Source organism: Luteibacter sp. KNZ12-1A (assembly GCF_056755675.1).
The window spans coordinates 25062-49709 of sequence record NZ_JBPGXU010000022.1 but is presented as its reverse complement, the minus strand read 5'-3'; the positions used below and the strand labels follow the sequence as shown (position 1 = coordinate 49709).

Below are 24648 nucleotides of genomic sequence, written 5' to 3'. Positions count from 1 at the left end.
CGGGGGGACCGGTGGGGGGGGATGGCAACGGAGGAAGTGGTGGCGCCTCGAGCGGCGGTGGTGGGACAGCGCCACCTGATCCCCACTGTTTTGCGCCGCAGCCAGCGGCTGACCGCGTCGATTCGTCACGTATCTACGCCAATGAAAATGGAATTCACACTACCGGCTATCTTATTCCTGGGGCGTCCAATGCCGGCGTGACGATTGGTGCCGGCGTAGACCTTGGATCACAATCAGCGAGCGGATTGCAGTCTATGGGCGTTGCCCAAAACATCATCACCACTGTTACCCCGTACTTGGGGCTAAAGGGATCAGCCGCATCCGCCGCGGTAACCAAAAGCGGGTACCCGACGCTGTCCACAGCTGACGCGACTTCGCTTTCGCAGGCACTTCTGGATTCGACGCGGGCTATCGTGGCTTCGAGATTCGATGCGACCTCGTCCGTGGCAAAATTTGATGAGTTGCCGGCTGAGGCGCAGACGGCCATTGTTGATGTGGCGTATCCGAACGGACCCTATCTGGCGACTTCGGCGCCCAGCTTCTGGGGAGATGTAACAAGCGGGAACTGGAGCGCGGCGGTTACCGAACTCAACAATTGGTACGGAACCAACGCTTCGAATCCACGCTACCAGACGGACGCTGCGCTGCTTCAGTCGGCGATAACCGATTCAAGCCTTCCGACCGACACCACGGATGGCCAGTGCAATTGAGCATTAACTTACCGATTCAAGGAGAGCTGCGATGGTAAAGAACATGATGCACCTGGCCCGTATGACGGCTCTTGCTCTATCACTGGTGGCAGTTGGCGTGGCGATGGCTCAAGACGAGTCGGTGACATCCACGCCGCAGGACTTTAAGTGGGCGACGCCCGCGGCTCGTGATGCACTCATACAGAAGGGTTCCGATTACTTCTCAGGAGCAGAGGGAAACTTCGTAAATCCTGAATCCATGCGAGCAAATGGAGCCCTTATGCAGAGGAACGCAGCCCGAGCCAATTCCAACCCTGACGCCCCACCCGATCTGTCATCCCAATTTAGCTATGTATTCGGAGGCGTCCCAGGCCCGCAGACAACACTGCAGGGAGGACAGCAACTCTTTACAGCGTGCGAAGTTCATGACTGCCTTGGGCGAAGGGCATTCCTCGTGACCGACAGTACTGGCGAAACAGTGCAATCTGCAGGTTTTCTCAATGTCGAATGTCCGGTCGGAGCTGATTTTCAGAGATCGGGAAGAACCCTGCCCGCCTCTTGCGATAATGTGCCCACCTTGACCATTTTTTATTCTGATCGCAAGGCAAGGCAACCCGCGCTATCGATCGAGATCATCAAGTGGGCACGAAACCAGGTGATGCAAGACAAGCAGGCCGATCGCCTGAAGATTCGTGAGCAGTTCTTGCGTTGAGCCGCGCGCATTCACCGAGGTGACGACGCATCTCGCATTGCCCATAACGGGCATGCGGGATGCGCTAACGAACAGGGAGTATTCGATGGTGATGCCACCCGAAAGACTGGTTGGCGGACGACCGCACCAAGCAAGTCAATATTACGACTCCGCCATGGACTTCACTCGTCCCGCAGGTTGCGTACGCCTAGGTAACAAAGGATCACGAGCAGTATCAGGAGCGCGCCGTCGACTACACGCCGCGACGCCGTCGTCAACCGTCCCGGTCGCTCGTCAGTTTCCCCAATCTCATCCATCCGCCCCCAGAGATCTTCGGGCTCAAGGCAGCGCCCCTGCAACCTTCACATGCCCGTCCTCGCTACGCCCGGCGGCCTTACGCGGCAAGTGGCGCCGGTCTTGAACTCGCGGCTGTCGCTTTAAGGTCCTCGAGACTGGAAGGTCCTCGAGACTGGTCCGAGAATCGCCAAATAAAAAGCGCCATGTGCCTCGTAAGGCGCTGAGGATCAAACGTAACGCGGGGACGCCCCGGTCACCGCAATGCGAGCGGAGCGCAGGTAGCAGTCCATTTCCGAGCCGTCTGTAAGCCGCTCCAGCAGCAGTTTCATATCAAGAATGTCATTGGTCGACTGGAGAACTCCAGGTTGACGCTCCACCACGTAGACCACGATGGCTAGAGCCTTTTTCACCAGACGTGAAACGCACGCCGTGGTATCCGCCATGACCGTACCGTCTCCAATGTCTTCAGCGATCCCGCTGTACCGCCAAGACGGCCGGCGTCAGCGCGCTGACAGCCAAGGCGGGATAATTCCAGATTATCCCGCCTATTATTGGTCGCGCGAACGGTACTTGTATTGCCACAGAATAGTATGTATATACGTAGTACATACTACGGTACGCTAAAAGACGGGAGTGGCTATGGCACGCGGGCGCGTTTACAAATCTGAGGTCAAGGCGGCGCGTGATGCGCTTTTGCGCGAGGGCACCAACCCCTCGCTCGACGCCGTCCGTATCGCACTAGGCAATACCGGTTCCAAGACCACGATTCATCGCTTGATGCGCGAGCTGGAAGCCGAGGAAGCCGCCGCCACAGTCAGCGCCGGGGAGCGGATCAGTGACGCCCTGCAAACCCTTGTCCAGCAATTGGCCGCCCAGCTGCGCCAGGAAGCGGACGCGACCGTGGCCTCGATTCGGCAGGACACTGAGGCGCAGGTTGCTGCCGCACGCGCGGAAACGGCCGCGCTGGCTCAGCAGTTGCAGGCGTCCAGCGAACAGGTCCAGCGCCTGCAGACCTCGCTGGATACGACCCGACAGACGCTCGCGGCCACAGAGCAGTCGCTGCGCGAACGCGAGACGGCCATCGTTGGCCTCCAGGAACGCCTCGGTGGCCTTCAGCGGCAACTGGACGAGCGCGAGGCGCATCTGGCCTCGGTGGAGGCCAAGCATCAGCAAGCGCGCGATGCCTTGGAGCATTTCCGGCAAGCCGCCAAGGAACAGCGCGACACCGAGGCACGGCAGCACGAACAGGCCGTGCAAGCGCTGCAAGTAGAGCTGCGACGCGCCACCGATGCTGTCGCGGCGAAGAATGACGAGCTCCTGGTACTCAACCGCGACAACGCGCGCCTGACCCAGGATCTGGGGCAGCGTGATCGTAATCTCCTGGAGGCACGGCGCGCCTTGCTGGCTGCGGAGGAACGCGCCGGCGAGATGGATGCCCTGCGCCAGAGCAACCACACGCTGGAGGCACGGCTTAGCCAGGCCATAGCCGATGGAGAGGCGATACGGCGTGAGCTGGCCGAGGCACGCGCTGGCTGGGACACCGAACGTGCGGCACTGCGGGAGGGTATGCAGGAGGCTCGCGCGCAAGCGGAGCGCTGGGGCACGATCGAGACCTTGCTGGCCGGCCTGCAACCCCGTGCCGAGACCGCCCCGGGGGCCACCCCGTCCGCCTGACTTGGCACCCTCTGCATCCACCACTGGCTATGATCATGGGAAAGGAGCCTTGCGATGACCACGACCTCGCGCATCGAATGGACTGAACAGACCTGGAACCCGACCATTGGCTGCACCAAGGTCTCCCCGGGCTGCAAGCACTGCTACGCCGAGACCCTCGCGCGTCGGCTTCAGGCCATGGGACTGGAGGCCTACCGGCAGGGATTCCGGCTAAACCTGCTGCCCGAACGGCTCGACGAGCCACGGCTCAGGAAAAAGTCGACCATTTACTTCGTCAATTCCATGAGCGATCTGTTCCATGAGCGCATCCCCGATGCCTTCATCGATGCGGTCATGGCCGTGATCGCCGAGACCCCGCGCCATCGCTACCAAATCCTCACCAAGCGCCACGTTCGCTTGGCCCACTACTTTGCGAGCCGCCCGGTGCCGTCCAACGTCTGGTTGGGCGTGTCCGTGGAGAATCGGCGTCACGGCGTGCCACGCATCGAGGCGCTACGCCATATTCCAGCGAAGATCCGTTTCCTGTCCTGTGAGCCGCTGCTCGAAGACCTGGGCGAGCTGGATCTGTCCGGCATCCATTGGGCGATCGTTGGCGGTGAATCGGGTCCCAAGGCACGGCCGATGCAGCCGGAATGGGCGCGCGGCATCCGCCGGCAGTGCGACGCGCAAGGGGTAACCTTCTTCTTCAAACAATGGGGCGGCTGGGGAGCCGATGGCAAGCGCCGCTCGAAGAAGGCGAATGGGCGCGAGCTCGATGGCCGACAATGGAACGGGATGCCCGAGACCGTGGCGGCCGTGATGGCTTGATCGACATCGTCAACAGGGACAGGGGGAAACCGATGAGCAGCGCTACGCAGCAAGCCTTGCAACGCTACGAGTCACGGGAGCATTCGCTGGTCAAGCACACCATCCTGGCTTCCTACCTGGAGCGGTGTCTGATGATCATCGGCCAGCGATGGAACAAAATCGCTTACATCGATTGCTTTGCCGGCCCCTGGAAGTCCTCGACGACGGATCTGTCCGACACCTCACCCGGCATCGCCATGCGCCTGATGACCGAGTGCCAGCGTCAGCTACGCACCAAGCTTCAGCGGAAGGTCGACATTCGCTCGGTGTTCGTTGAAGCCGACCCCGAGCGCGCCGACCTGCTGGAGGCGCACATCCTACAGACACCCGCCGATCGCGACCGGCCAGAGATCTGGCGTGCGTCCTTTGAAGAGGCCATTCCCGATATTCTGCGTTGGCTTCAGCCGGATGAGTTTGCCTTCGTCTTCGTCGATCCGTTCGGCTGGAAGGGCATCGTCGAGCCAGCGGTGCTTGCGCCGTTCCTAAAGCGTCCGCACACCGAGTTGCTGATCAACTTCATGTGGAACTTCATCAACCTCGCGACCGGGTTGGCCGAGCAGGAAAATAACCTCATAGCCGTGTTCGGTGCCGACTGGCGTGACGCGCTGGCCGTCGGCGGTGAAACCAAGAAGCGAGAACTTATGCGCCGTTATCGCGGCAAGCTCGCTGAGGTGTGCGACGGTCATGCGTCGCAGCGCTTGCGCACGGCGATGTTGCCTGTCGAATACATCGACAAGAAAAAGGTCATCTTCAATCTCGTGTACGCCACCCACAATGCGACCGGTCTGGTGGTGTTCTGGGAGGAGGCGGAGAAAACGGCTCTGCAGCAGACCCGCCTGAAACTGCAGCACCGGCTCAATACGAAGGCAAAGAAGGGTGGCCAGAGCGACTTCTTCACCGCCGACGAGCACGAGGAGGAGCCCTCGATGCCGTCCTACGATCTGAAACTCGCCTGGTTGAAACGGATGCCCCGCGTCGGCGATACGCTGACGGTCGGCATGATGGCCATGGCCGACCTGATCGAAGAAACCGACGGGCTGCTGTCTGACCTGCAGGCGGCGCTCGCGGAACTGATCAAAGAGGGCATCGTCGAGAATGCGCAAGCCAAGCGGCCGCGCCCGGTCAATGCAGTGAATTTCCGCAAGGACGAGACCTTACGCCGGCTCAAGATCGCCTGAGGTCGCCAGTGGGACATCGCCGGCCATCCCATAAGTATTCACCCTTACCCTAACCGGGGCTGATACCATCCGCTCATGATCCATCCCATCCGCCACCGCGAACGAATACCCACCGCCTCGCGCTGAGGTATTCGTTTGCCCCCGTGGCCGAGAGGTTAGGCGTCCGGTTTATACCCGGATAAAGGCAGTGGCCTGATAAGCCACGCATGCAGGTTCGAGTCCTGCCGGGGGCACCACCGTCGGGCAAGCGCGAGGGGCGAGGCAGTGGTTAGTGCGGTCAAACTCAGCCGGCTCCTGGCCCGTGCCGCGGTGGATCATCGGGAAGAAATCGCGTTTTTTCAGGCGCTGTTGAAGGCGAACGTGTATGCCCACGTTCCCAAGGACGATCCGGTCGGGCGCCGCCTCCGATTTATCCAATTTAACCATCCCGAGACGGGCGTCCTGATTCTGCCGTTTTTCACGGACGAGGCGAAAGCGCGTGCCGCCGCCGGCGCCTCGGCTCGCGTGGTTGCATTGCCGGGCCGGATGTTCCTCGATGCGACATTGGGGGCAACGCTCATGCTCAATCCCAACGACGAGCACGGCATGCTCTATCCGGAAGAGGTAAAGACGCTCCTGGCGACAGGGCGAATCGCGCGCCTCAACAAAGTTACGGTCGCTGCAGGCAGCGAACCAGTGGTGAAGCCGCTGGAGACGATACCGCCGTGGCTCGTGGATCTTCTGCTGGTCTCGTTGGCCAAGCTTCCTTTCGTCGAGTTTGCCTACATAGCCTCCATGCATGCAACCGACGGGGCGGCGCCCAGCAGCACACTGTTGGCCATAGGCACCGAAGCGGGTTTAGGCGAGCGCGCCGTCCATGCGGTTATCTCGGACCTGCAGCCGGCTTGTGAGGAGCATCGGATGGCTTTGGACATTACCTATTTCGAGCCGGGGCAACGTCCACCGTGGATCGGCGGGCTGGAACTGACGCCGATCTATGATAAGAAATGGGGCGAGCGCTTGGTCGACGTCCCGTCAATTAGTCCGAACTAAAGTCCAAAGGACGGAACTGATGGAGCGTGAAGAGGTGAGGCTTGGTCTGCGCGTGCAGATTACGCATAAGACAAAGTACGGTGGCCATCGTTGGCTTGCGCCTGCGCAGGTGCTCAGCGTGGTACACCCCGATTCCGGAAGCCCCAATATACGGATCATGTTCCTCGACGGGGCTGCAGATGTCTTCCACAGCGTCGATCCGGCCGATCTCGACTTCGAGTGACTTGCTCGGCACGGCACACGCTCAAGGGACCACTGCACACGGGGCAGTAGCCTGCAACCGCAGTCGTGCGGTTGAACCGTCCACTTCATTCTGGGGATGCCAGTAGCTGACGGCTCGAAAGGAACCTTAGTACTTACAGCTGCTTATGCTGCAAGTGGCGCCTTTTTTCCCGATTCTCGGCCGACCCTCATATTGAGACAAAACCACGTCCCTCACCCAGCCAGAGTGGGCTATGGTTGGGTTGCGATTGCCAAGGAATGAGGCGAATGCGCGTCGTGAGGCGATGCTTCCTCGAGGACCGAACACCCCTTCCCGGTACCTCCAATGGGCCAAGGCCCCTCGCTAAGCGAGGGGCCTTTTTCATGCACGAATGACCCAAGTCAGATTGAGACAAGTCCCTTTGCCAATGGTGGGTTCTTCCTGCCGTAATAGCCACAAGTGTGGCGCTCTGTTGCCAGGCAAGAATTTCTTCGGAGAATCAGTCAATGAGAGTCGATAAAAATGTCGGTCGTGCGACTGACCTAGACAAGCAGCGCGGGTTTACCCTGATCGAAGCGTTGGTCGTAATGATCGTCGGTATCGTCATTCTGGCCGCCGCGGCTGCGGGCATTGGAAAGCTCTTTCGTTCGTCGGAAATTTCAACTGAAATTTCCAACGTTACGCAGATAGCAGCCAATATGAAGAACATTAAGGGTGGTCCGGAGGCCTATCGAAACATCGACAACAAGCTCTTGATGCAGTTCAAGGTTATTCCGGCGAATATGGCTCAGACCGCGGATGGCGTGATCACAAATAGCTGGGGCGGTAACGTAAAGATTGAACCAAGGTATGAAAGTGGTTACATGATAACCTACGAAAATGTGCCATCCGAAGCCTGCATGCAGTTTGCACTTAAGCTAAGAGGGACTGGCGGAGGATGGTCCTGGCTCGGTATCAACGGCTCGCCATTCCGGGACGTAGCTGCCCTTGGCATTGGTAAAATGGCCGACTTGTGCAAGAAAGAGCAAAACACTATCACGCTCGAAAGAAGCTGATCGATCGGTTGGCGTTCGCCTGCGGCAAGCCCGCCAAGTCATGATTAGGTGCCGATCCAGGTGTTCGTGGAACCGAAGCAACAATATGGAAAGCAAATCATGAAAACATCTGTCGCTTGTCTATGCGTCGTCGCTCTCGCCATTGCGTCGTCCCATCCTTGTGCCGCCGAGGACGCGGAGCCCGCCCAGGTCATCCAGAGCACCTATGTTTGCGAGCGCGGCGCAACGATTCCAGTCACTTACATCAACGTCAAAAGCGGGGACTCGTTTGCCGTTGCAGAGATCGAAGGTCGTCAGGTCGCCATGGCCATCGCGCCTTCCGGCTCCGGTGCGCGCTATGTCGCCGTCAACGAGCAAGAGAGCTATCGCTGGCACATCAAGGGCGACGAAGGCACGTTGTCCTTCCTGGAAGCGGACCACGAAGCCGAAGAACGGACCCTGCTCGCGGAATGTAAAGTGCGGACCAAAGCCGATAATTCGAAACAGACTCCAAAGCCGAAGACCCCGGCGATCGGCATGGCCAATCCTGCCTCGACCCACTGCGTCGAAAAAGGCGGCAAGCTGGAAATACGCAACGAAAAAACCGGCGCGGTTGGCTACTGCCACCTGCCGGATGGCCGTGTCATTGAAGAATGGAAATTCTTCAGAGGCGAAAACAAGTAATACAAATCTGTGCAGGGCGGCAACAAACGTATAAGGATCGAAGCAAGCTAAGCGCTCCAGTGAACGTGCCGTTGTGGGTGACGCCAAAGGGCCGCCAAGGCCAGTCCGTCGACAATGCGCGATCACGACGTCGACACCTTGGCGGCCCCCTGCTTACCAGCCTACCGCCATGCCCGCTCCCACCGAAGCTTCACTTCCGGACGCCGAGCCGCCAAACGACACGTTGACGTGCGGCGAGAACTGGTGGGAGACACCGAGTGCCACCGCCGACTTGCCGCGCTGCATGCCGACGCCCACGCCGAAGCGATTGGGCGTGTTCATCCCCGACGCACTGAAGGCCATTTGCCCATAGGCCGCGCTCATTGCGCCCATCCGGTCCATTCGGTTGCCGATGCGCTCGAACCGGCGGTTCGCCCAGTCCTGCATGCCGTGCACGGCATCCTGCACCTGGCCCCAGTTGGCGGCGTCGGTACGCTGCGTACCGGCGGCGACGTGGGTGAGCTGGCGCTCACTGCCTGCCCTGCCGATCGACACGGTGTTATCGCGATCGGCCACGGAACCGGCGCCCAGAGCGACGGCATCGCTGCCGGTGGCGCGGCTGTCGGCACCCAGCGCGGTGCTGCCGGTGCCGGAGGCCACGGCATGCGCGCCGCTGGCCGTGCTGTTGTCGCCGGTGGCATGGGCGCCGGTGCCGCTGGCGGTGCCGTTGGTGCCGGAGGCCAGTGAGTCGACGCCGCTGGCCATCGCCCCTGCGCCGGAGGCGGCCGCACGGGCGCCGCTCGCCATGCTGTTGTCACCGCTGGCGTTGGCATCGGTACCCATCGCCATGCTGCCGCTGCCGGAAGCTTGCGCACCGTCTCCCATCACGGCACTGCCGGCACCGCTGCCGCTGCCACCCGAGCCACCCATCGAACCGTCGTCGAGGACCTTTTGAATGTGGTTCACCTGCGTGTTCAGCGCGTCGACCTGGCCGCCGAGCGCACTCATCCGTCGCTGCACATCCTGCTGGAAATCAAACAACTGTCCGCCGTTGACCGCCTCCATGCTGTCCTTGGCGATCGAACCGTTGCCCAGGTTGCGCAGCACCGTGCCGCTCGTGCCGCCTAGCGTGGCGCCGCCCATGGCGAGGTCATCGTAGACCAGGGCAAGCATCGGCTTGCCGTCGGGATCGACGAGGCCCGCGGACTTCAGCTGGGCGATCGTCACCGCATCGCTGTCGGCCGTGCCGTTGGCCACGCCGCTCAACACGCGCGTGCCCTCGGTGCCGGCGACATCGATGTGGGTGCCGCCGGAGGCGGCGGCCAGGGTGATGGCGTGGGTGGTAGCGTCCTGTTTGACCAGGCCGACCGCGCCGGTGCTGACCTGGTCCTGCAAGACCGTGATGTTGTTGGCGTTGGTCTTGACGTCCTTGTTGGTAGCGTACAGCTGCGCGCCGGTGACGGCATCCTTGCTGGTGCTGGTGACCTCACCGTCGGAGACACCGGTGAGCTTGCGCGACAGCGAGACGCCATCCTTCTTGCCGGTGAAGTCCACCGTATCGCCACCGAGCCCCGAGGCTACCGTGATGGGCTGGTCGGCACTGTCCTGAAGCACCAGGCCGGTCGCGCCGCTGTTGAGCTGGCTCTGCAAGGTAGTGAGGTTATTGGCGTTGGCGGAGACGTTCTGGTTGGTGGCGTAGAGCTGCGCGCCGTTGACCGCGTCCTTGCTGGAGTCGGACAGCGCGCCATCGGCCAGGCTGGTGATCTTGTGCGATTGCATGGAGGCATCGCTATCGAACGAGGCGGCGCCTTTCAGTGCCAGACCGCCCATACCCTTGAGCTCGAGCCTGCCGTCCTTGTAGCCGGATATGCCCGCATCGGAGCTACTCCAGCCATCAGTGCCTTCCTTCCCGGCTGCGTTGTTGTACATGGTGAAGGACATTTCACTGCCATCGTTGCAGCGATCCGTGGTAGTGCCCGCGGAGCCATAACCAATGGCATATCCATTGGTGCCCTTCTCCGCTCCTTCGCAAAGCTGGATGGCACCGTTACCCGTGCTGGCAGCGAAGGCGACATTGCTTCCCGCCGATGCCATGGCCATGCCGACAACCAGGCCCGCGGCACGTGCGAGCTTTTTCTTGCGCCCTTTCGCGAGCTCCGAAGCTACTACCCATTTTCCGGTCGAGGCATTCCGAACAATCCTGTAGATCGTATTCACGTTTCAGCATCTCTCCATAGCCGGTTTGCGGATACAGGCAATGCACCTGTCCCTGGCTGAAACGTTAATGATTCGCGCATCGCTCGCGTAATGAGACAAGTCTCAATGCGGTCGCCTATCCGACGTCAGCCCGAAACGAAATAGAGCGTCGAATGGCCATTCCTGCAGGCACGGCCGATATCCTCGAGGGAGGATGTTTTCGTGATCTGGGTACTTCCCACGCTCATGCGGGACCAGCCCGCGCCCCTTAGCTTGAGGGAAAGCTGCCCACAAGCCACCGTAGGTACCTGGGTATACAAGATCGTGAACGCCTGGTCGTTACCGGGATCCGGCCTGATCAGTACCTCGCCGTTCCACGCATTGAGAACGTACCCATGCTCGGTGTCTTGACGCATGGTTGCCGGGATCGCCTTGAACCGGACTGCAGCCGAATTGTCGAGTTCGTGATAACCATCCACGCTATTCCTGAGGTTCCTCAGATTGGCGGCTATCTGCGTGATGTTTTCCGCCTCGGTCGTTATCTCCGACGTGCGGAAGAGCTTGCCGATGCCCGCTGCGGCTGCGGCCAGGATGACGATGCCGACGATCGTCACCACCAGTGCTTCTATCAGAGCAAAGCCGTTTTGTCCCGCACGACGGGTCTCGTTCACATGCACGAATTTTTTCCTCATCCTTTCAGCTCTTCCATCCTGAATGACACGGAATTTTCGTCGCCACCGGCCGCGCAGCGAGCGCCGACATCCCTCAGCGTAGGCGCTTTCGTTATTCTTTCTTTATTGATGTCGACAAATTTCCAACCCGTATTCCAAAGCTTGAGGACGAGCTGCTGGCAAGCGCTTTCAGGCACACCGAAATAATCGATAAAAGCATTTCCATGCCACGCGCTGATCAGCACGAGGCCACCCCACCTGTTGGAGATGTGATTATTTTTCACCGTCATATTGGCCGGAACGACTTTGAACCGGATCGCTTGTGCTACTTCGATGTACTCATCGCGATCGGCCCGACTGAGGTTGACCAGTTGCGTCCTCATTTGCGTGATGTTCGCTATCTCTTCCGTGATTTCCGATGAGCGGAAAAGTTTTCCGATACCCGCTGAGGCCGCGGCCAGAATGACGATGCCGACGATCATGACGACCAACGCCTCGATGAGCGTGAAGCCCTTCTGCGCTTCGTGGTAAGAACCGTATTGGTTCATGCTTGCGACTCCAAAAAAATCATTAGAACGGAACCGCTGTAGTGTTGAGACCTGGATTTGTCTCATCGGCGAACGATCGACGCTCTTATGGCGGAGTCAGTAGCGCACGTAGGTGGGATATCGGGCCTTCAGCCACGTAGCCCACCGGTCCGCCCTCTTGATGATGGATGCCCGGTACGTTGCGTTATGCCTCGGTGTCCTGGAATGGTAATTGGCGATGCGCGTCCAGAGGTCGCCGTGGTCTTCGATCAGATGCTTGCGAAGGCGCCACGCCGCCAGGTTATAGGGATAGCACCCTGCCCCGGCGACATCCCGCTCTTCGATACCGAATCGCTTCAGTTCCCTTAAATAAGCCGTATTCATCTGCATGGAACCGACATCGAAGGTGCCGTTGGTGTTGCGCATGCGGAGCCCGGGCCGTCCGCCCTCCTGCTCCGCCACGGCGAGCATGGCGTTGACGGGAATCTGGTATTTGACCGCTGCCGCGATCGAGCAGGAAACCCGCTCCAGAGGCAGTTCTGCAGCGTGCGCGGTCCAGAGCGGCGCGGCCAGAAGAAGCAGCAGGCTACACAGATGGCCGCCGGGGTGGCGGAAGCGAGGCATCTTCATACACCGCTACCTCAGACACGAAGCTTGAACTCGTTGCGCCCGGTGGTCGCCTGGAGGCGAAGCGCATTGAGTGAATAGCGTTCGTTCATATAGCCCGTGACTTCACAGATTTCCCTCACTGCTCGCCCGGGCGCTTCCGCGCATTTTTCGATCACCACGATCAGGTTGATCGCGCTTGCGATCATCCAGCCGATGGTTTCCGGCGTGAAGCTCTGCGCCGCCGGGTCCTCGTAAATGTAGTGGGCCAGTTTCTGCAGCCCCTCCTCCGACGAGTTGGCATGCATCGTCGCCACGCCGCCCGGATGGCCCGAGTTCCAGCTCTTGAGCAAGGTATAGGCTTCGCCGCCGCGTACCTCACCAACCACGATGCGGTCGGGACGAAGGCGCATGGTCACGCGAAGCAGCTGGCGCAGGTCCGCGTCCTTGCTGGTGCGCAACAACGCGTGGTTCTCGGCGCTGACCTGAAGCTCCATGGTGTCTTCCAGCGCCACGATGCGATCGCGGGGACATTGCTCGGCGATATCGCGCAGGATCGCGTTGGTGAGTGTCGTCTTACCGCTACCGGTACCGCCCACGATGAGTATGTTCTTGCGCGAAGCGACCGCATCGCGTATCGCGTCGACGGGGTGTTCGAAGCTCCGTGGCATGCTGGCCGCGGCTTCGGGGGGCGGTCGGCGGGTAGGCGTCGCGAGCGGCTTGATGATGCCGCTCTTCCGGTATTGGTCGAGGGAAAACACGGTGGGAGCGCGCTTGCGTAGTGCCAGCATGGGCGCGGTCACCAGGGGAGGCAACAGTCCTGCGATACGCGAACCGTCGAGGGGGAACTCTCCCTCGACGATGGGTTCGCCGGCGGGAATCGGCGACTGCTGCAGCTCGCCCGCGAGGGTCACGATCAGCTCCGTCGATTCCTTCGGAAAATCGGGCTGCACCATGCGCATGCCGGCGCTATGAGATTCGATCCACAGCGATCCGTCCGGGTTGACGATGATTTCGACCACGTCGCCGTCTTCCAGCGCCCCGGTGATGATGGGACCGCAGATGCGGCGAAGCTCGGCCAGTTTCTGGAAACGGGCGCTGTGCTTGAGGGGAACGTTGTCCATGCGTGTCTCGATGTCTAAGAGGTCGTAGGGAAATCGCAGGCGCTATACGGTCGGCTGGGAAACCGAGGTTTCGATCGCGCCCTCGATGTCGGAAACGGCCGTGACCACCACCGTCAGCATGCCGCCCATGAGAAGAATGGAGGCCATGAGGAACCCGCGGGACGCCACCTGCACCTTGGTGATGGTCTCGTCCAGCCAATGCCGGGCGAATTTCGCCATGGACTGATCGAAACCCTGCAGGCGCGACAAGAGCCGCAGGTAGCCGATGGCCTCCCGGTCGGGAAATTCATAGCCGGTGTCGTGCAAGGCGTCGCCGAAGCCGGCGCCGAGCGCGATGTTGTCCAGCGTGGCTTCGATACGATCGCGCAGCCAGCGCGATCCCGAGCGTTCGAGCAGGAGTTCCAGCGCCGACTGCAACATCATTCCGGAACGGATCAGCAGCGAAACATTCAGCATGAAGATCGAGCCGTGGATCGTCCGGTAGATCGACCAGGGCGGAAGGCGGTCCATGAAGACACGCGGCTTTCCGCCGAGCATGGGCAGGGAGAAGCCGATGGCGAGGATCAGTGTCACCGTGCCCGCCGCGGCGTAAAGGCCGTACTTGTTGACGAAATTGCCAATGATGTAGAGGAAGTAGGCGGAACCCGACCAGTTCTCCGGATTGGAGATGGCGGAAAGCTTGGGTACCAGGTCGCTGGCGATGATGTGCAGAAGGACGCACAGCATGACCAGGAGCACCACGGGATAGATCGACGCGCCGATGATGGCGCCGCGGATCTTCACTCCGGCTTCGATCATGGAGATCGCGTCCTGGAATGCGCTGCGCATGTCGCCGGCCTGTTCGCCGGCCGCGATCACTGCGGCCTCGTTGACCGAGATCCACGGTCTCAGGCCTTCCGCGAGCGTGTTGCCCTGGGAAACCGCGTCATAGCAGCTGTCGATGATGATGGCGTAGCCGTTGTCTGGCCGCTTTCCCTCGTCGCTGGCCACGCTATGCATCTCGCGGAGCGCATCGATCAGCATGATGCGATTCTCGAGCATCATCATGAGATGGCCGTAGAAACGTATACGACGCTTGGCGCCAAACTGGAACTTGGCGATCTTGCGATTGAGATTATGCAGGGCACCGGTCATGCGTGGGCGCCTTCCGGCTGAAAGGCCACGCGGCTGGGCCGGATCGGGCCGATGACGCGTTCCCCGGCCCGCGGATCGACCAGTCCGTCGTTGATCTTGCGGATCAGTGCATCCACCTTGCCAAGGCCCTTGTCCTGCTGGATCCAGTACCGGCTGGCCTCGAGGTGATGCCCACGCACGTAGGCCTGCATCATCCCGGGCGACGTCCGCACCACCTCGGCGACGACGGTGCGCCCGGCGACTCCCCGCTGCTTGCAGGTGTCGCAACCGTCGCCCTGGAGGCGGACAGCGGAAGGGTCGCAATACTGCCTGACGCGGTTCAGCAGGCGCGCGCCAAGCAGGTGTTCGTTCCCGGCAAGGGGGATCTTGCAGTCCGGGCACAGGCGTTGCACCAGCGACTGGTTGACCAGGCCGGTGACCAGCGTCGAATCGGTCAGCAAGGACGGCATGACGCCTTCGTCCTCGAGGCGAGGCAGGATCGCCAGCGCGTCGTTCGCGTGAATCGTGGTCCAGATCAGATGGCCGGTCATCGCCGCGCGGAAGGCCATCTTGGCCGTCACCGCATCCCTGACCTCGCCCACCATGATCACGTCGGGATCCAGCCGCATGGCATCGGCAATCGCGTTGGCCCATTCCTGCTCGACGTTCGCGCCGTCGCCCCGGTCGCCGCTCACCGGCGATTGGTTGGCTCCCTGGATTTCATATTCCGGCGGATCTTCCAGTGTCAGAAGATGGATGCCCGTGTGCTGGACCATCATCTTCTGCATCACCACTTTCAGCGTGGTGCTCTTGCCGCTGCCGGTGGGGCCGGACAGCAGGACCACGCCGGTGCGCTGCTCCATGAGTTCTTCCAGCGCATCGCACTGCTCGGGCAGGTAGCCGAGGTCGGCGAGGTTGGAGGGGGCTCCCGGGCTGTCCGCATAGAGCAGACGCATCACCATCATCATGCCGCGGTCCAGGGGACGCGTATTGACGCGCGCGCCGGACAGGCCGCATTCGCCGACGAATTCTTCTTTCATGCGCGCGCGCTGGGCCTGCATCGGCTTGAAGGTCGGTTCGGCCAGGCACATGCTCTGGTAGATGGTGGCGCAGAGGCGCAGGCCTTCCTCCGGCCGCAGCTGACCGACGGAACGCAGGTAACCGTCGATACGCGAGCGGATCTCGCAGTAGTTGTGGCGCGCGATGATGTGGACGTCCGATGCGCGCGCCGCGGCGGCATCGCGCATCAGGTCGATGATGTATCGCTGCGCTTCGGATTCGTTGCCCAGGGACTTCCGATCGCGTCCCGTGCCGAGCCGATAGAGATCCAGTACGGCGTTCATGCCGCAGATCAGCACCCTGCAGGAAAGCCCCTGGCGCCGCACGGTTTCCTGGTAGCTCAGCACGTGCGGGTCGAGGCGGTGCGAGGACGAGACGGCCAGGATGCATCGCCCCTTCTCCTGCGGAATCTCGACCAGGCACATCAATCCGCGGTTGTCTTCGGCGACTTCAAGGGCGCCGTCCTCGGCGGAGAGGATGCGTGCGCCGCCCTGGATCAGGCCGATCAGATCGGACAATACGTAGTTCATGGGCTTCGGTTCCGCGGCGTCAGTCGCGTCCGGGCAGCGGCGGCGCGAGCATGAGCGCTCCGCCATCCGCTACCGACGGAAGCATGACCGGTGCGCTAAGGCCCGCGACGAACTGGCGGCCGCCCCGGGTGAACGTGACCTTGCCGGCATCGATACGCGTGAGGCGATAGCCGTCCGGCAGGGTGTCGCCCACGCGCGCATCCAGCATGCCGCCGGAGTTGAGTCGAATCGTCGCGACCAGCGCCCTGTCGCGGCCGTAGATCGACGTCACCGCGGGTAAGCTGGGGGGAGTGCCCGAGCCTGGGCCGCTGCTCTTGACGCTCTTCCCGCCCTTGGTGCTCTTGCCGTCGCCGATGTCGCCTGCCGAGGCCTTTTCGAGTTCGGCCTGCGCCTGAGCCTTGGCGGTCTGCGCCTTGAGCAGCATCACTTCGGTCTGCAGCTTCACCAGCTGGGCCGCGACGGCATCGTCCGCGGGCGCGAGGCCTGTGGCCGCGGGGGCTGCCGCGGTATGTGCCGAGGCCGGTGCTTTCGCTTCCACCACGGTTTGTGCATGGAGCGCCGGCAACATGAGCGCGAGGGACACGCCGAAGAAGAAAACATTAGTCTTTGACATAAAGCATTCCTTTGAGCTCCCACTTCGGTGAGCCGTCAGAAAAAACAACTTTCATGGTGGTGAGGCGAAGCCCCGGGATGACGTGGCCGAGCAGATCGGACCGTAATGCCGGGATCGACATCGTCCAGCCGAAGCTTTGCCAGTCCGGCTCTGCGTAGACCTGCCTGGGCCCGCCCGGCGAGGGTCGTGGCGGCTCCGGGAGAGTCGTCTTGCTCTTGCCCAGTTCGGGTACCTCCATGCCCAGCGACTGGAAATGCGAGGTGAAGGCGACGAAAGCGTCGTCTTGCGATAACAGGGCCTCATCCTCTCCACTCGCCGCTGCCTGGAAGCCGACCTCGACCTTGGCCTGCTCGCCCTTGTTCGCCAGTTCGGGGGCGGAGCCGAAGATTTTCGTGGCGGCTGCCTGGAAAGCGTCCACAGGCATCCCGCCGTCCCTGCGGTAGGTCACGGCAATCTTTCCCGCCTCGAGCGTCGCCTCTTCCGCGCGCCATCCGGCGACGAACAGCGGAACGCGTTCGATGACCCGCGTCCAGGAGGACAGCTGGGCAGGGACAGTCGCCAGGGCTTTCCACGGGTGCGGTGCCGGCAGCGTGACGGTCTGTCGGGCCAGTGCGGCGGCCTGCTCTTTCAGGCGCTCGATATGGAGATGCCACGCCCAGCCGCCGGGCAGTGCCAGCAGAAGGCTTGCGGCGATGCCCATGAGCACGCGCTTCTGCTGCTGGGACATCTCGCCGGTGAGCGATTCCAGCCGTCCTGCGGATTTGAGCGCCGATTTCTGCAGCAGCGTGGCCAGAGGCATGTCCGGCCACGATGTCTCGAACTCCTCCGGGGCGTAGATGGCATCCCACTGTTCGCCGACGTCTTCGGCCAGTTGGATGGTGTCGTGCAGCAGGGACTCGACATCCTCCCGCGCCCCGACGACATCGCGCCCTGCCATGATGGCGCCCTGGCGCACGCCGACCAGGACGTAGCGCGATTCGGAAGACCGAAAGGCGCCGATCCAATCCTGCTTGCCCACCGCGGACGCCAATGCGGCCGCCAGCGAATGCTGTCCGGGCTTACCCAGTTCCTTGGCGCCGTAGCCCACCTGTACGGCCTGGCCGACCGCGTGGCGCACGGCCAGCCCGAAGCCCGCGGCGCGGCCCTGGCGTTGCATGATGCCGCGGCCGAGCCTGGCGACGGGCGGCTGCCACACCAGCCCGGAGACCAGGCGCTTCCCGTGCAGTGTGATGGTATGGGCGTCGTCCTTCGCCCTGCTCTCGCCCTTGCCCATCTCAGCCAGCCACGACCGGTGTGATGAGGATCACAATGACGCTGTGGTGCTTGTCGCCGTACCGGCTGCCACCGAGCACCTGGTTATTCGGGCTGCCCACGCCGGAGCGCTTGCTGGTGTCGGTATTCTGCTCGAAGCCCGACAGTGCAAGGGTCTCGCCGGAGCGCAGGCGGACCTTCTGGGCGAACGCGCGCAGGTCGACCGTCGGCAACTGCACCTGGCCGGTGCTCTTGTCGCCGAAGGTTTCCAGCTTCGCCAGGTTGCTCAGGCTGATGTTGTACTGAAGCAGTACCTGCCGGTCTGCCATGGCATACGGCAGCAGCATCATGTTGAAACCGGTCGTCACCGTGCCGGGCTCGATGCCGACGGAAGTGCCGACCTGGGCCACCTGGTTACTCGTTACCGAAGCTACGTAGCCGGTCTGGGTCGCTACCTGCATCGGCACCGCCTGAAGGTTCAGCGTCGTCACCGACGGCTGGGTGACCATCGACACCTTGCCTTGGGCGGACAACGCCTTGACCAGCAGGGACGAATCCTTGAACGTCCCCTTCAGCACGTGCACGTTCGCACTCGCGCCGTCGACGGCGGCTTCGCTCATCATCTTGGAACCGAGGCGCGCGCTGTTGTACGCAAGGTTCCAGTCCACGCCGAATTGATCGGTACGATCGAAGGTGATGCTGAGAATCTTGACGTTGAGCACGACCTGCATGGTCAGCATCTTGTTCTGGCTGTCGACGAAGGAAGCGATCCGATCGAGTACGTCGGGCGTATCGGTCACCGTGATCGATCCGGTGCCTGGAGCCAGCGTGAACTTACCGCCCGCAGTGACCATGGCCTGCACGGACTTGGCCACGTCGTCCATGACCGAACTGGTGAGGGTCGTCGCCACCGACTGCGCGCTGCCAGCCTGGCCGCTGACGCCGCCATCTCCGCTGCTTCCACCGCCGCCACCACCACCGCTGCCGCCGCCGATACCCATGGACGCCATCGTGTTCGTGGTAACGCTGCTGGACAGGGCATCGGTGCCCGGCAAGGCATAGATCTGGAAGGTGCGCGTTTCCGTGCGGAAGATGCGTACCGCGCCATCCTTGATTTTCCAGTTCACGCCGAGCTGCGCAGCGACGGAATCGAGCAGGCCCGAAAGCGAGCCTTCCCAGTTGAGCGTCACCGTGGGTTCCGGCGGGGCCGTTGCGCCGACACCATCGGCCGGGCTACCCGGGCCAAGGACGACGGTGCGTTTGGCACTCTTATCGTCGCTGCCGCTCTTGTCGGCGCCGTTCGTCGCGCCAACGTAGCGCAGCGCATCGGCGCTGACATGAACCGGCACGCCGCAGATGCGCTGCACCCTGTCGGCAAACAGGCTGAGGGTGAGCGGCGCGCTGTCGTGCGCGGTAAGGTTGCAGAAGATCGTCTCGGGCTTGACGGCGAGGGGTTGCGATTTGTTCGCAACCCAATAGCCATGTTCGTAAACGCGCACCGCCGTCGCCGCAGTGGCGCGCATCGTGGCGACGCCATCGCCTGCTTCAGCCATGTTGCGGTCGTTGACGCGCTCGGCGTTACGAAGAGTCGAAGTGGCGCAGCCGCTCAGTGCGGCCAGGATCGATGCCGCCAGGCCGAGGCGAAGTAGTTTACGTGTCGTTGACATGGTCATTCCCCCCTCGCCTGTACGCGAATGAGTTTTTGTTCCTTGAAGATGTCGACCGATAGCGGACGATCGGCCGCGGCGTAGGCGTTGAAAAGATTCGTCACGACCTGGATGAAGTCGCCATCCAGGCGTACGCCCGCCCGCACAGGGAAGTCGTAGTCTGCATCCCAGACCAATTCATAACCGGCCCTGGTCGACCAGGCCGCGACGGTGTCGCGAAGACTCTGGCCGGCAACCGCCTGCCATTCCATTTGCATGGGGGCGTTCGGTTGCACCCGTGCTTCCGCCGCCCGGTTGGCCGGGATGGCGTGCGCAGCAGTACTGGCAATGAATATCCATGCGAGCGTTATGTAGATCGCTTGCTTCTTCATTATCTTTTCCCGTAATAGGATTAAGGTCAGCGGTTGACTCAATACGTATAGCTGAATTGAACACCGTCGTCGGTGCTGCTCACGACGTTATAGCGCTCACCGGGCTGAGCAATGAACGTCGCGGAGCAAACATCCAAGCCGAGATATAGTTTTTTGATTGGCGAGGAATAAATGTACTGCTGTGGCCTGGCAATAAACGCTATCGGGCTTTCGTAGTTCAGGGTATTTCCATTTCTATCAGCAGGGTAAACTCCGATAAAACAACGCGAAGCCGCAGAATCGTAATCGCCGGTGGTTGTTGCCGTTACAAACGCGGGAACCCCTAAAGAATTTCTGAATCCGGTGACGTTGTTTTTATTCCAGTGCAATGCGTCGTCGTAGTTGGTGGTATTTTTTTCTACGCCGGTCATAAAGTAGAGACTGAAATCGCCAGTGCGTCCGTGGCTGAATGGTGATGGCGCCGACTTGCTCCAACGAGCAAGATTCTTGTCGTTTTTCTTGCATAGCATGAGTTCGCCCGCGGAATCCCGGTTGACATGTCCAACCGAGCCGCAATTGGTGCCCTCGACTACCGGGGAGCCGCCAAATACGAGGTCACCGCTATTGATGACTACGTTGTTTCCGGCAACGACTGCGTCCGTGGACTCAAGACGGGATGCCCGGACTGTTCCGCCTACCGATTCGTCACCGCTGATCGACGAACTTCCTTTAACTGTCGAGCTTCCCTCAACGGTCGAATTCGCATGCACCGTCAAGTTTCCATCGGCCTCGATTTCGTTCGCCCATAAATTTGTGCGCTTTCCGTTCGGGTCGCCGATGGTAAGCCACCCTCCGCTGGAGGGAGCGATGGAAAGCGTGTCTTCCTTGTCCGCTTCGGCAAACTTGAACCCGAGGCTTTTGACACCGTGGATATCGCGAATCCTTCCATCAAGAACGACGGTGCCGACGTTATTGATCTTGTTGAAATTCATGTCGACATCGGTTTCCATCCGATTCAACTCCGGCTTCCCGGCGACGGCCTTGCGATGAAGCAGGCTGTCGAGATCGGGGTCGTTGCCCGTCTCATCACCAAGGAAGGGCACGTACATGACCAGACTGAGGTCACTCTGGGTGAGGTGTCCGCCGAACCAGAAGCTGTCGAGGCTGGAGGGATCGTCCACCTGTCCGCTCGCGGTCCAGTAGGTAAGCTTGTTTCCGGGAACGCCCTTGACCCGGTTCCAGTCGAAATACAGGCCTCCGGCACCCAGGAGCCGGGCGATCTTCATCGAATGCCTGGCGATGTCCACGGAGCCATCGGTATAAATCAGCGAATCGACTCGCTTGCTGCCATTAGGCAGCGTGACGACGCGAATTCTCCCGTCGTAGGTCTGACCGAGCGGATTGACGGTTTTATTGTCTAGACCCGGGGGCAGATAAGGTTTCACCTTGTCCCAGGGAACATACGCAGGCGTCCCTCCCTTGCTGAGTTCGGCGGCATTGTCGTCCACATAATGCTTCAACGCATCGCCGAGCCGGCGCATCTGGCCGGCAACCACCTCGTTGGCCACGCGGTCGTTGTAGCGGCCCAGCCACACCGCCGCCACGCTCAACATGGTGGTGATGACGATGAGCGCCACGATCACTTCCAGCAACGTAAAGCCCGCACGGTAGCGTTGCGGGGAAAACGTCTTGGTTTTATTCATCCAGATACGTTGCATGACCATGTCTCAATAAGCATGTAGGGCGACAAGCAAGCCGCCGGCAGCCAGCGACGGACCGAATGGAACCTGGTACCCGTCGATGCCGCGTACGCGGATATGCATGAAAAACATCCATGCCGCGGTCAACGCGACGGCGACGACCACGACGGGCACGATGGCGTCGAATCCAAGCCATGCGCCCAGCGCGGCCAGCAGCTTGGCGTCGCCCATGCCAAGCGCTTCGCGCCCGACGACGCGCTCCGTTACCTTCGCCACCAGCCATAGAAAAACGTAGCCCACCACCGCGCCGATCAATGCCGCCGCGAAGCTGACGAATCCGGGGCCGGCGTTGAATGCGATGCCGAGGCCGATCAACGGAAATGTCAGAACATCGGGAAGCACCATGTGATCGACATCGATCGCACTCAGCGCCACCAGAAACGAACTCAGCACGCACAGGCCGATCCACGGATAGCCCACGCCCATCCGCATCGCTGTAACAGCGAACAACGCGGCGGTTAGTGCCTCGACTACGGGATACCTCGCCGAGATGCGCATCCCGCACTGGCGGCACCGGCCGCGTAGAAGGAGATAGCTCAGCAGCGGTACGTTGTCCCGTGCCGCGATGGCTTCGTGGCACGACGGGCAGCGCGAACGGGAAAGGCACAGGCCTTCGTCCTTTAAAGTCCCGGGCTCCGCAAAAAGAATACGCGGCACCCGGTGGATCACCACGTTCAGAAAGCTGCCGACGCAGAGCCCGGCAAATCCACCAAGCACGGCGAGAAAGACCGGATTGGAAAGCAGTGTCGCCGGGTTCATGCCGTCTGCCTCATCAGTGATTGGGGTGCCGGCGTGCCCGAAGATGACGCGACCGGTGCCGCGTCATCCGGCTGGATCAGCTCGACGACACGAAAGTAAGTTTGTTGCTATCGGGCTTGCAGGCATCGGCGATGCCGGCGAGGCTCGTATCCGGCTTGATCTCGACGCTTCCTGCGCTCAGGCTGGCCCATCCCGCGTTGCGCAACTTGAGCGCAAGCTGCTGGCAAGCCTCGGACGGCACGCCGTCGTACGTAATCTTGAAGTTCTGGTTGCTGGAGCCCGTCCCTGTGATGTCCACATCGCCGTTCCAGGTGTTCTTGATGGACGCCGTCGTTTCGTCGCCTTGCGTCACCGAGGACACGGTCATGGTGGCCGGGACGGCCTTGTATTGCACCGCGACGGCGTTCCTGAGACCGGCATAGCCGTTCGCGCCATTCTTGAGGTTGCGCAGGTTGGCCGACATCTGGGTGATGTTTTCCGCTTCCGTCGAAATTTCCGACGTGCGGAATAGCTTGCCGATGCCCGCGGCCGCCGCGGCGAGGATGACGATACCGACGATCATCACGACCAGCGCTTCGATCAGGGTAAAGCCCCCTTCCCGCTTCCGTCGCGACAGTAGCTTGCTGTTCATGCTCGTAACTCCACTTCAGGTGCGCTTTCATCCAGGACCTGGCCGGTTCGCTTCCGGCCAGGCCGTATCGTTCCGTTGGATCAGCTCGAAGACACGAAGACCATCTTGTTGCCGCCTTCGGTACCGCAAGCGGTGGCGATGGCCGCGAGGCCGGTATCCGACTTGATCTCGGTGTCGCCCGCCTTCACGCTGGACCAGCCCGCATTGCGCAGCTTGAGCGCGAGCTGCTGGCAGGCCTCGGAAGGCACGGCGGCGTACGAAATCTGGAAAGCCTGGTTGCCGAGCGCCGGCGTGATGTCCACGGCACCGTTCCAGGTATTGAAGAGCTTCGTGGTGTCCTTGTCGGTGGACGCGGTCATGGTCGCCGGAACGGCCTTGTAATCGACCGCGAGCTTGTTGCTGAGGCCGTCGTAGCCATTGGCGCCATTCTTGAGGTTCTTCAGGGTGGCCGACATCTGCGTGATGTTCTCGGCTTCGGTCGAAATCTCCGACGAACGGAAGAGCTTTCCGATGCCGGCGGCCGCGGCGGCGAGGATGACGATGCCCACGATCATCACGACGAGCGCTTCGATTAGCGTGAAGCCCTTCTGTCCGTCGACGCGGGACTTTGACTTGTTGAATTTCACTGTTTGTTACTCCGTTGAAAATCTGTTTATCGGGAAGTGGGGCTGCTTTGAACTGTAGTTTCGGCTCTAAAAAGAGCCTGGCCATTAGAACGGGGTGCGTGGACGGCGAACGAGTTGATTTGTCTCATTAGCCGCGAAAAATCCAGCCGACTGGCTTCAGGTAGGGCCACTCACGAACGCCAGCTTGTTGCCGTTCGCGCCACCGCCGGCGCAGCGCTTGCCGAGATCGGCAAGGGTGACACCCGTGGGAACCGCCACGCTGTTTACTTCAATTCGTTTCCATTCCGAGCTGCGCAGTCTGAGTACCAGCTTCTGGCAGGCTTCCTCGGGCACCTTGTAGTAATCGATGAAGAAGACCCTGTTGCTGTCGGTGGCGCCGATGTTTACGTCGCCACTCCAGGCATTGAAGATCTTGTTCCCGTTCTGCGCCATATTCGCCGGGACGGCCTTGTATCGGATCGCCAGCGCATTGTTGATGCCGGCGAAGTATTCCTTTCCATTGCTCAGGTCTTTCAGCCTGTCCCGCATCAGAAGGATGTTCGACGTCTCGGTGGCTATCTCGGACGTGCGAAAGAGGCTACTGATGCCGGCGGCGGAGGCCGCCAGGATGGTGACGCCGACGATAAGCACAACCAATGCTTCGATCAGCGTAAATCCTCCCTGCTTCTTGCAGCAGGGCACCTTGTTCTTGCGATTCATTAGTCCGTACCCTGCCAGGAAATTGCAGAACGACTCGGAAAGTCGAGGCGAAACCATTCGCTTCGTTGGGGCTGGAACGTCTATCGTCAGACGGCCATTAAATCGAAGACGTGGCATGCCAACAATGCGAATTTTCTAGGGATTTCCCCTTGCCAACACA

The 24648-nt window shown here is 61.2% G+C and carries 25 protein-coding genes, 1 tRNA gene and 1 pseudogene; 10 read left to right on the top strand and 17 right to left on the bottom strand.

Annotated elements, in window-relative coordinates; all coding sequences use genetic code 11:
• Both ACR9ZJ_RS07225 and ACR9ZJ_RS07220 read left to right on the top strand, forming a co-directional pair.
• Positions 1-710 (top strand): pesticin C-terminus-like muramidase (locus tag ACR9ZJ_RS07225; protein WP_481287350.1); only part of this gene is annotated, 710 nt, incomplete at its 5' end.
• Positions 711-741: 31 nt separating this feature from the next.
• Positions 742-1401 carry a hypothetical protein gene (locus ACR9ZJ_RS07220; protein WP_481287349.1) on the top strand — a complete coding sequence of 220 codons (660 nt, stop codon included), beginning with the start codon at positions 742-744 and terminating at the stop codon, positions 1399-1401.
• A 503-nt stretch (positions 1402-1904) separates the two neighbouring features.
• On the opposite strand, the gene ACR9ZJ_RS07215 is transcribed toward ACR9ZJ_RS07220, so the two are convergent.
• The gene (locus ACR9ZJ_RS07215) at positions 1905-2120 is read right to left on the bottom strand and encodes a hypothetical protein (RefSeq protein ID WP_481287348.1); all 216 of its coding nucleotides are present in this window, start codon (positions 2118-2120) and stop codon (positions 1905-1907) included.
• 196 nt (positions 2121-2316) lie between these two features.
• Between ACR9ZJ_RS07215 and ACR9ZJ_RS07210 the strand changes: the two genes are divergently transcribed.
• The 8 genes from ACR9ZJ_RS07210 (at position 2317) to ACR9ZJ_RS07175 (ending at position 8327) form a co-directional block, all read left to right on the top strand.
• Positions 2317-3351 (top strand): DNA-binding protein, encoded by a 1035-nt coding sequence (locus ACR9ZJ_RS07210; protein WP_481287347.1) that lies wholly within the window; start codon positions 2317-2319, stop codon positions 3349-3351.
• Positions 3352-3405: 54 nt separating this feature from the next.
• Positions 3406-4158: a DUF5131 family protein gene (locus ACR9ZJ_RS07205; protein ID WP_481287346.1), complete on the top strand. Its 753-nt coding sequence runs from the start codon at positions 3406-3408 to the stop codon at positions 4156-4158.
• Entirely contained in the window at positions 4155-5375 is a 1221-nt protein-coding gene (gene tcmP, locus ACR9ZJ_RS07200; RefSeq protein ID WP_481287345.1) for a three-Cys-motif partner protein TcmP, read from the top strand. Before ACR9ZJ_RS07205 ends, tcmP begins: the two co-directional genes overlap by 4 nt.
• 137 nt (positions 5376-5512) lie before the next feature.
• A tRNA-Ile gene (locus ACR9ZJ_RS07195) sits at positions 5513-5611 on the top strand.
• Positions 5612-5639: 28 nt separating this feature from the next.
• Positions 5640-6407: an SseB family protein gene (locus ACR9ZJ_RS07190; protein ID WP_481287344.1), complete on the top strand. Its 768-nt coding sequence runs from the start codon at positions 5640-5642 to the stop codon at positions 6405-6407.
• 19 nt (positions 6408-6426) lie between these two features.
• On the top strand, positions 6427-6630 hold the full coding sequence (locus tag ACR9ZJ_RS07185) for a hypothetical protein (RefSeq protein ID WP_481287343.1): 204 nt from the start codon (positions 6427-6429) through the stop codon (positions 6628-6630).
• 485 nt (positions 6631-7115) lie between these two features.
• Positions 7116-7664: a type 4 pilus major pilin gene (locus ACR9ZJ_RS07180; protein ID WP_481287342.1), complete on the top strand. Its 549-nt coding sequence runs from the start codon at positions 7116-7118 to the stop codon at positions 7662-7664.
• A gap of 99 nt (positions 7665-7763) precedes the next feature.
• Positions 7764-8327 (top strand): DUF333 domain-containing protein, encoded by a 564-nt coding sequence (locus ACR9ZJ_RS07175; RefSeq protein ID WP_481287341.1) that lies wholly within the window; start codon positions 7764-7766, stop codon positions 8325-8327.
• Between the two features lie 153 nt (positions 8328-8480).
• On the opposite strand, the gene ACR9ZJ_RS07170 is transcribed toward ACR9ZJ_RS07175, so the two are convergent.
• The 16 genes and pseudogenes from ACR9ZJ_RS07170 to ACR9ZJ_RS07095 form a co-directional block, all read right to left on the bottom strand.
• Complete coding sequence (locus ACR9ZJ_RS07170; RefSeq protein WP_481287340.1) at positions 8481-10523, bottom strand: ESPR-type extended signal peptide-containing protein; 2043 nt, start codon at positions 10521-10523, stop codon at positions 8481-8483.
• Positions 10524-10648: 125 nt separating this feature from the next.
• Entirely contained in the window at positions 10649-11194 is a 546-nt protein-coding gene (locus ACR9ZJ_RS07165; RefSeq protein ID WP_481287339.1) for a type 4 pilus major pilin, read from the bottom strand.
• Positions 11191-11721: a type 4 pilus major pilin gene (locus ACR9ZJ_RS07160; RefSeq protein ID WP_481287338.1), complete on the bottom strand. Its 531-nt coding sequence runs from the start codon at positions 11719-11721 to the stop codon at positions 11191-11193. The genes ACR9ZJ_RS07165 and ACR9ZJ_RS07160 overlap by 4 nt, the downstream gene beginning before the upstream one ends.
• A 108-nt stretch (positions 11722-11829) precedes the next feature.
• Positions 11830-12237 (bottom strand): annotated as a pseudogene (locus tag ACR9ZJ_RS07155) (lysozyme family protein); the annotation flags it as partial.
• Positions 12238-12341: 104 nt separating this feature from the next.
• Entirely contained in the window at positions 12342-13430 is a 1089-nt protein-coding gene (locus ACR9ZJ_RS07150; protein ID WP_481287337.1) for an ATPase, T2SS/T4P/T4SS family, read from the bottom strand.
• A gap of 42 nt (positions 13431-13472) precedes the next feature.
• Positions 13473-14564: a type II secretion system F family protein gene (locus ACR9ZJ_RS07145; protein ID WP_481287336.1), complete on the bottom strand. Its 1092-nt coding sequence runs from the start codon at positions 14562-14564 to the stop codon at positions 13473-13475.
• Positions 14561-16132, bottom strand: a complete 1572-nt coding sequence (locus ACR9ZJ_RS07140; RefSeq protein WP_481287335.1) for a GspE/PulE family protein — start codon at positions 16130-16132, stop codon at positions 14561-14563. Before ACR9ZJ_RS07140 ends, ACR9ZJ_RS07145 begins: the two co-directional genes overlap by 4 nt.
• Before the next feature lie 19 nt (positions 16133-16151).
• Positions 16152-16745 carry a type IV pilus biogenesis protein PilP gene (gene pilP, locus ACR9ZJ_RS07135; protein ID WP_481287334.1) on the bottom strand — a complete coding sequence of 198 codons (594 nt, stop codon included), beginning with the start codon at positions 16743-16745 and terminating at the stop codon, positions 16152-16154.
• Positions 16732-18018 carry a type 4b pilus protein PilO2 gene (pilO2, locus tag ACR9ZJ_RS07130; RefSeq protein WP_481287333.1) on the bottom strand — a complete coding sequence of 429 codons (1287 nt, stop codon included), beginning with the start codon at positions 18016-18018 and terminating at the stop codon, positions 16732-16734. Before pilO2 ends, pilP begins: the two co-directional genes overlap by 14 nt.
• A gap of 1 nt (position 18019) precedes the next feature.
• Entirely contained in the window at positions 18020-19663 is a 1644-nt protein-coding gene (gene pilN, locus ACR9ZJ_RS07125; protein WP_481287332.1) for a PilN family type IVB pilus formation outer membrane protein, read from the bottom strand.
• A gap of 2 nt (positions 19664-19665) precedes the next feature.
• Entirely contained in the window at positions 19666-20034 is a 369-nt protein-coding gene (locus ACR9ZJ_RS07120; RefSeq protein ID WP_481287331.1) for a toxin co-regulated pilus biosynthesis Q family protein, read from the bottom strand.
• Between the two features lie 38 nt (positions 20035-20072).
• On the bottom strand, positions 20073-21731 hold the full coding sequence (gene pilV, locus ACR9ZJ_RS07115) for a shufflon system plasmid conjugative transfer pilus tip adhesin PilV (RefSeq protein ID WP_481287330.1): 1659 nt from the start codon (positions 21729-21731) through the stop codon (positions 20073-20075).
• A 9-nt stretch (positions 21732-21740) separates the two neighbouring features.
• Positions 21741-22532 (bottom strand): prepilin peptidase, encoded by a 792-nt coding sequence (locus ACR9ZJ_RS07110; protein ID WP_481287329.1) that lies wholly within the window; start codon positions 22530-22532, stop codon positions 21741-21743.
• A gap of 76 nt (positions 22533-22608) precedes the next feature.
• Complete coding sequence (locus ACR9ZJ_RS07105) at positions 22609-23163, bottom strand: type 4 pilus major pilin (protein ID WP_481287328.1); 555 nt, start codon at positions 23161-23163, stop codon at positions 22609-22611.
• Between the two features lie 80 nt (positions 23164-23243).
• Positions 23244-23789 carry a type 4 pilus major pilin gene (locus ACR9ZJ_RS07100; protein ID WP_481287327.1) on the bottom strand — a complete coding sequence of 182 codons (546 nt, stop codon included), beginning with the start codon at positions 23787-23789 and terminating at the stop codon, positions 23244-23246.
• Between the two features lie 156 nt (positions 23790-23945).
• Positions 23946-24488 carry a type 4 pilus major pilin gene (locus tag ACR9ZJ_RS07095; RefSeq protein ID WP_481287326.1) on the bottom strand — a complete coding sequence of 181 codons (543 nt, stop codon included), beginning with the start codon at positions 24486-24488 and terminating at the stop codon, positions 23946-23948.
• Positions 24489-24648 lie beyond the last annotated feature (160 nt).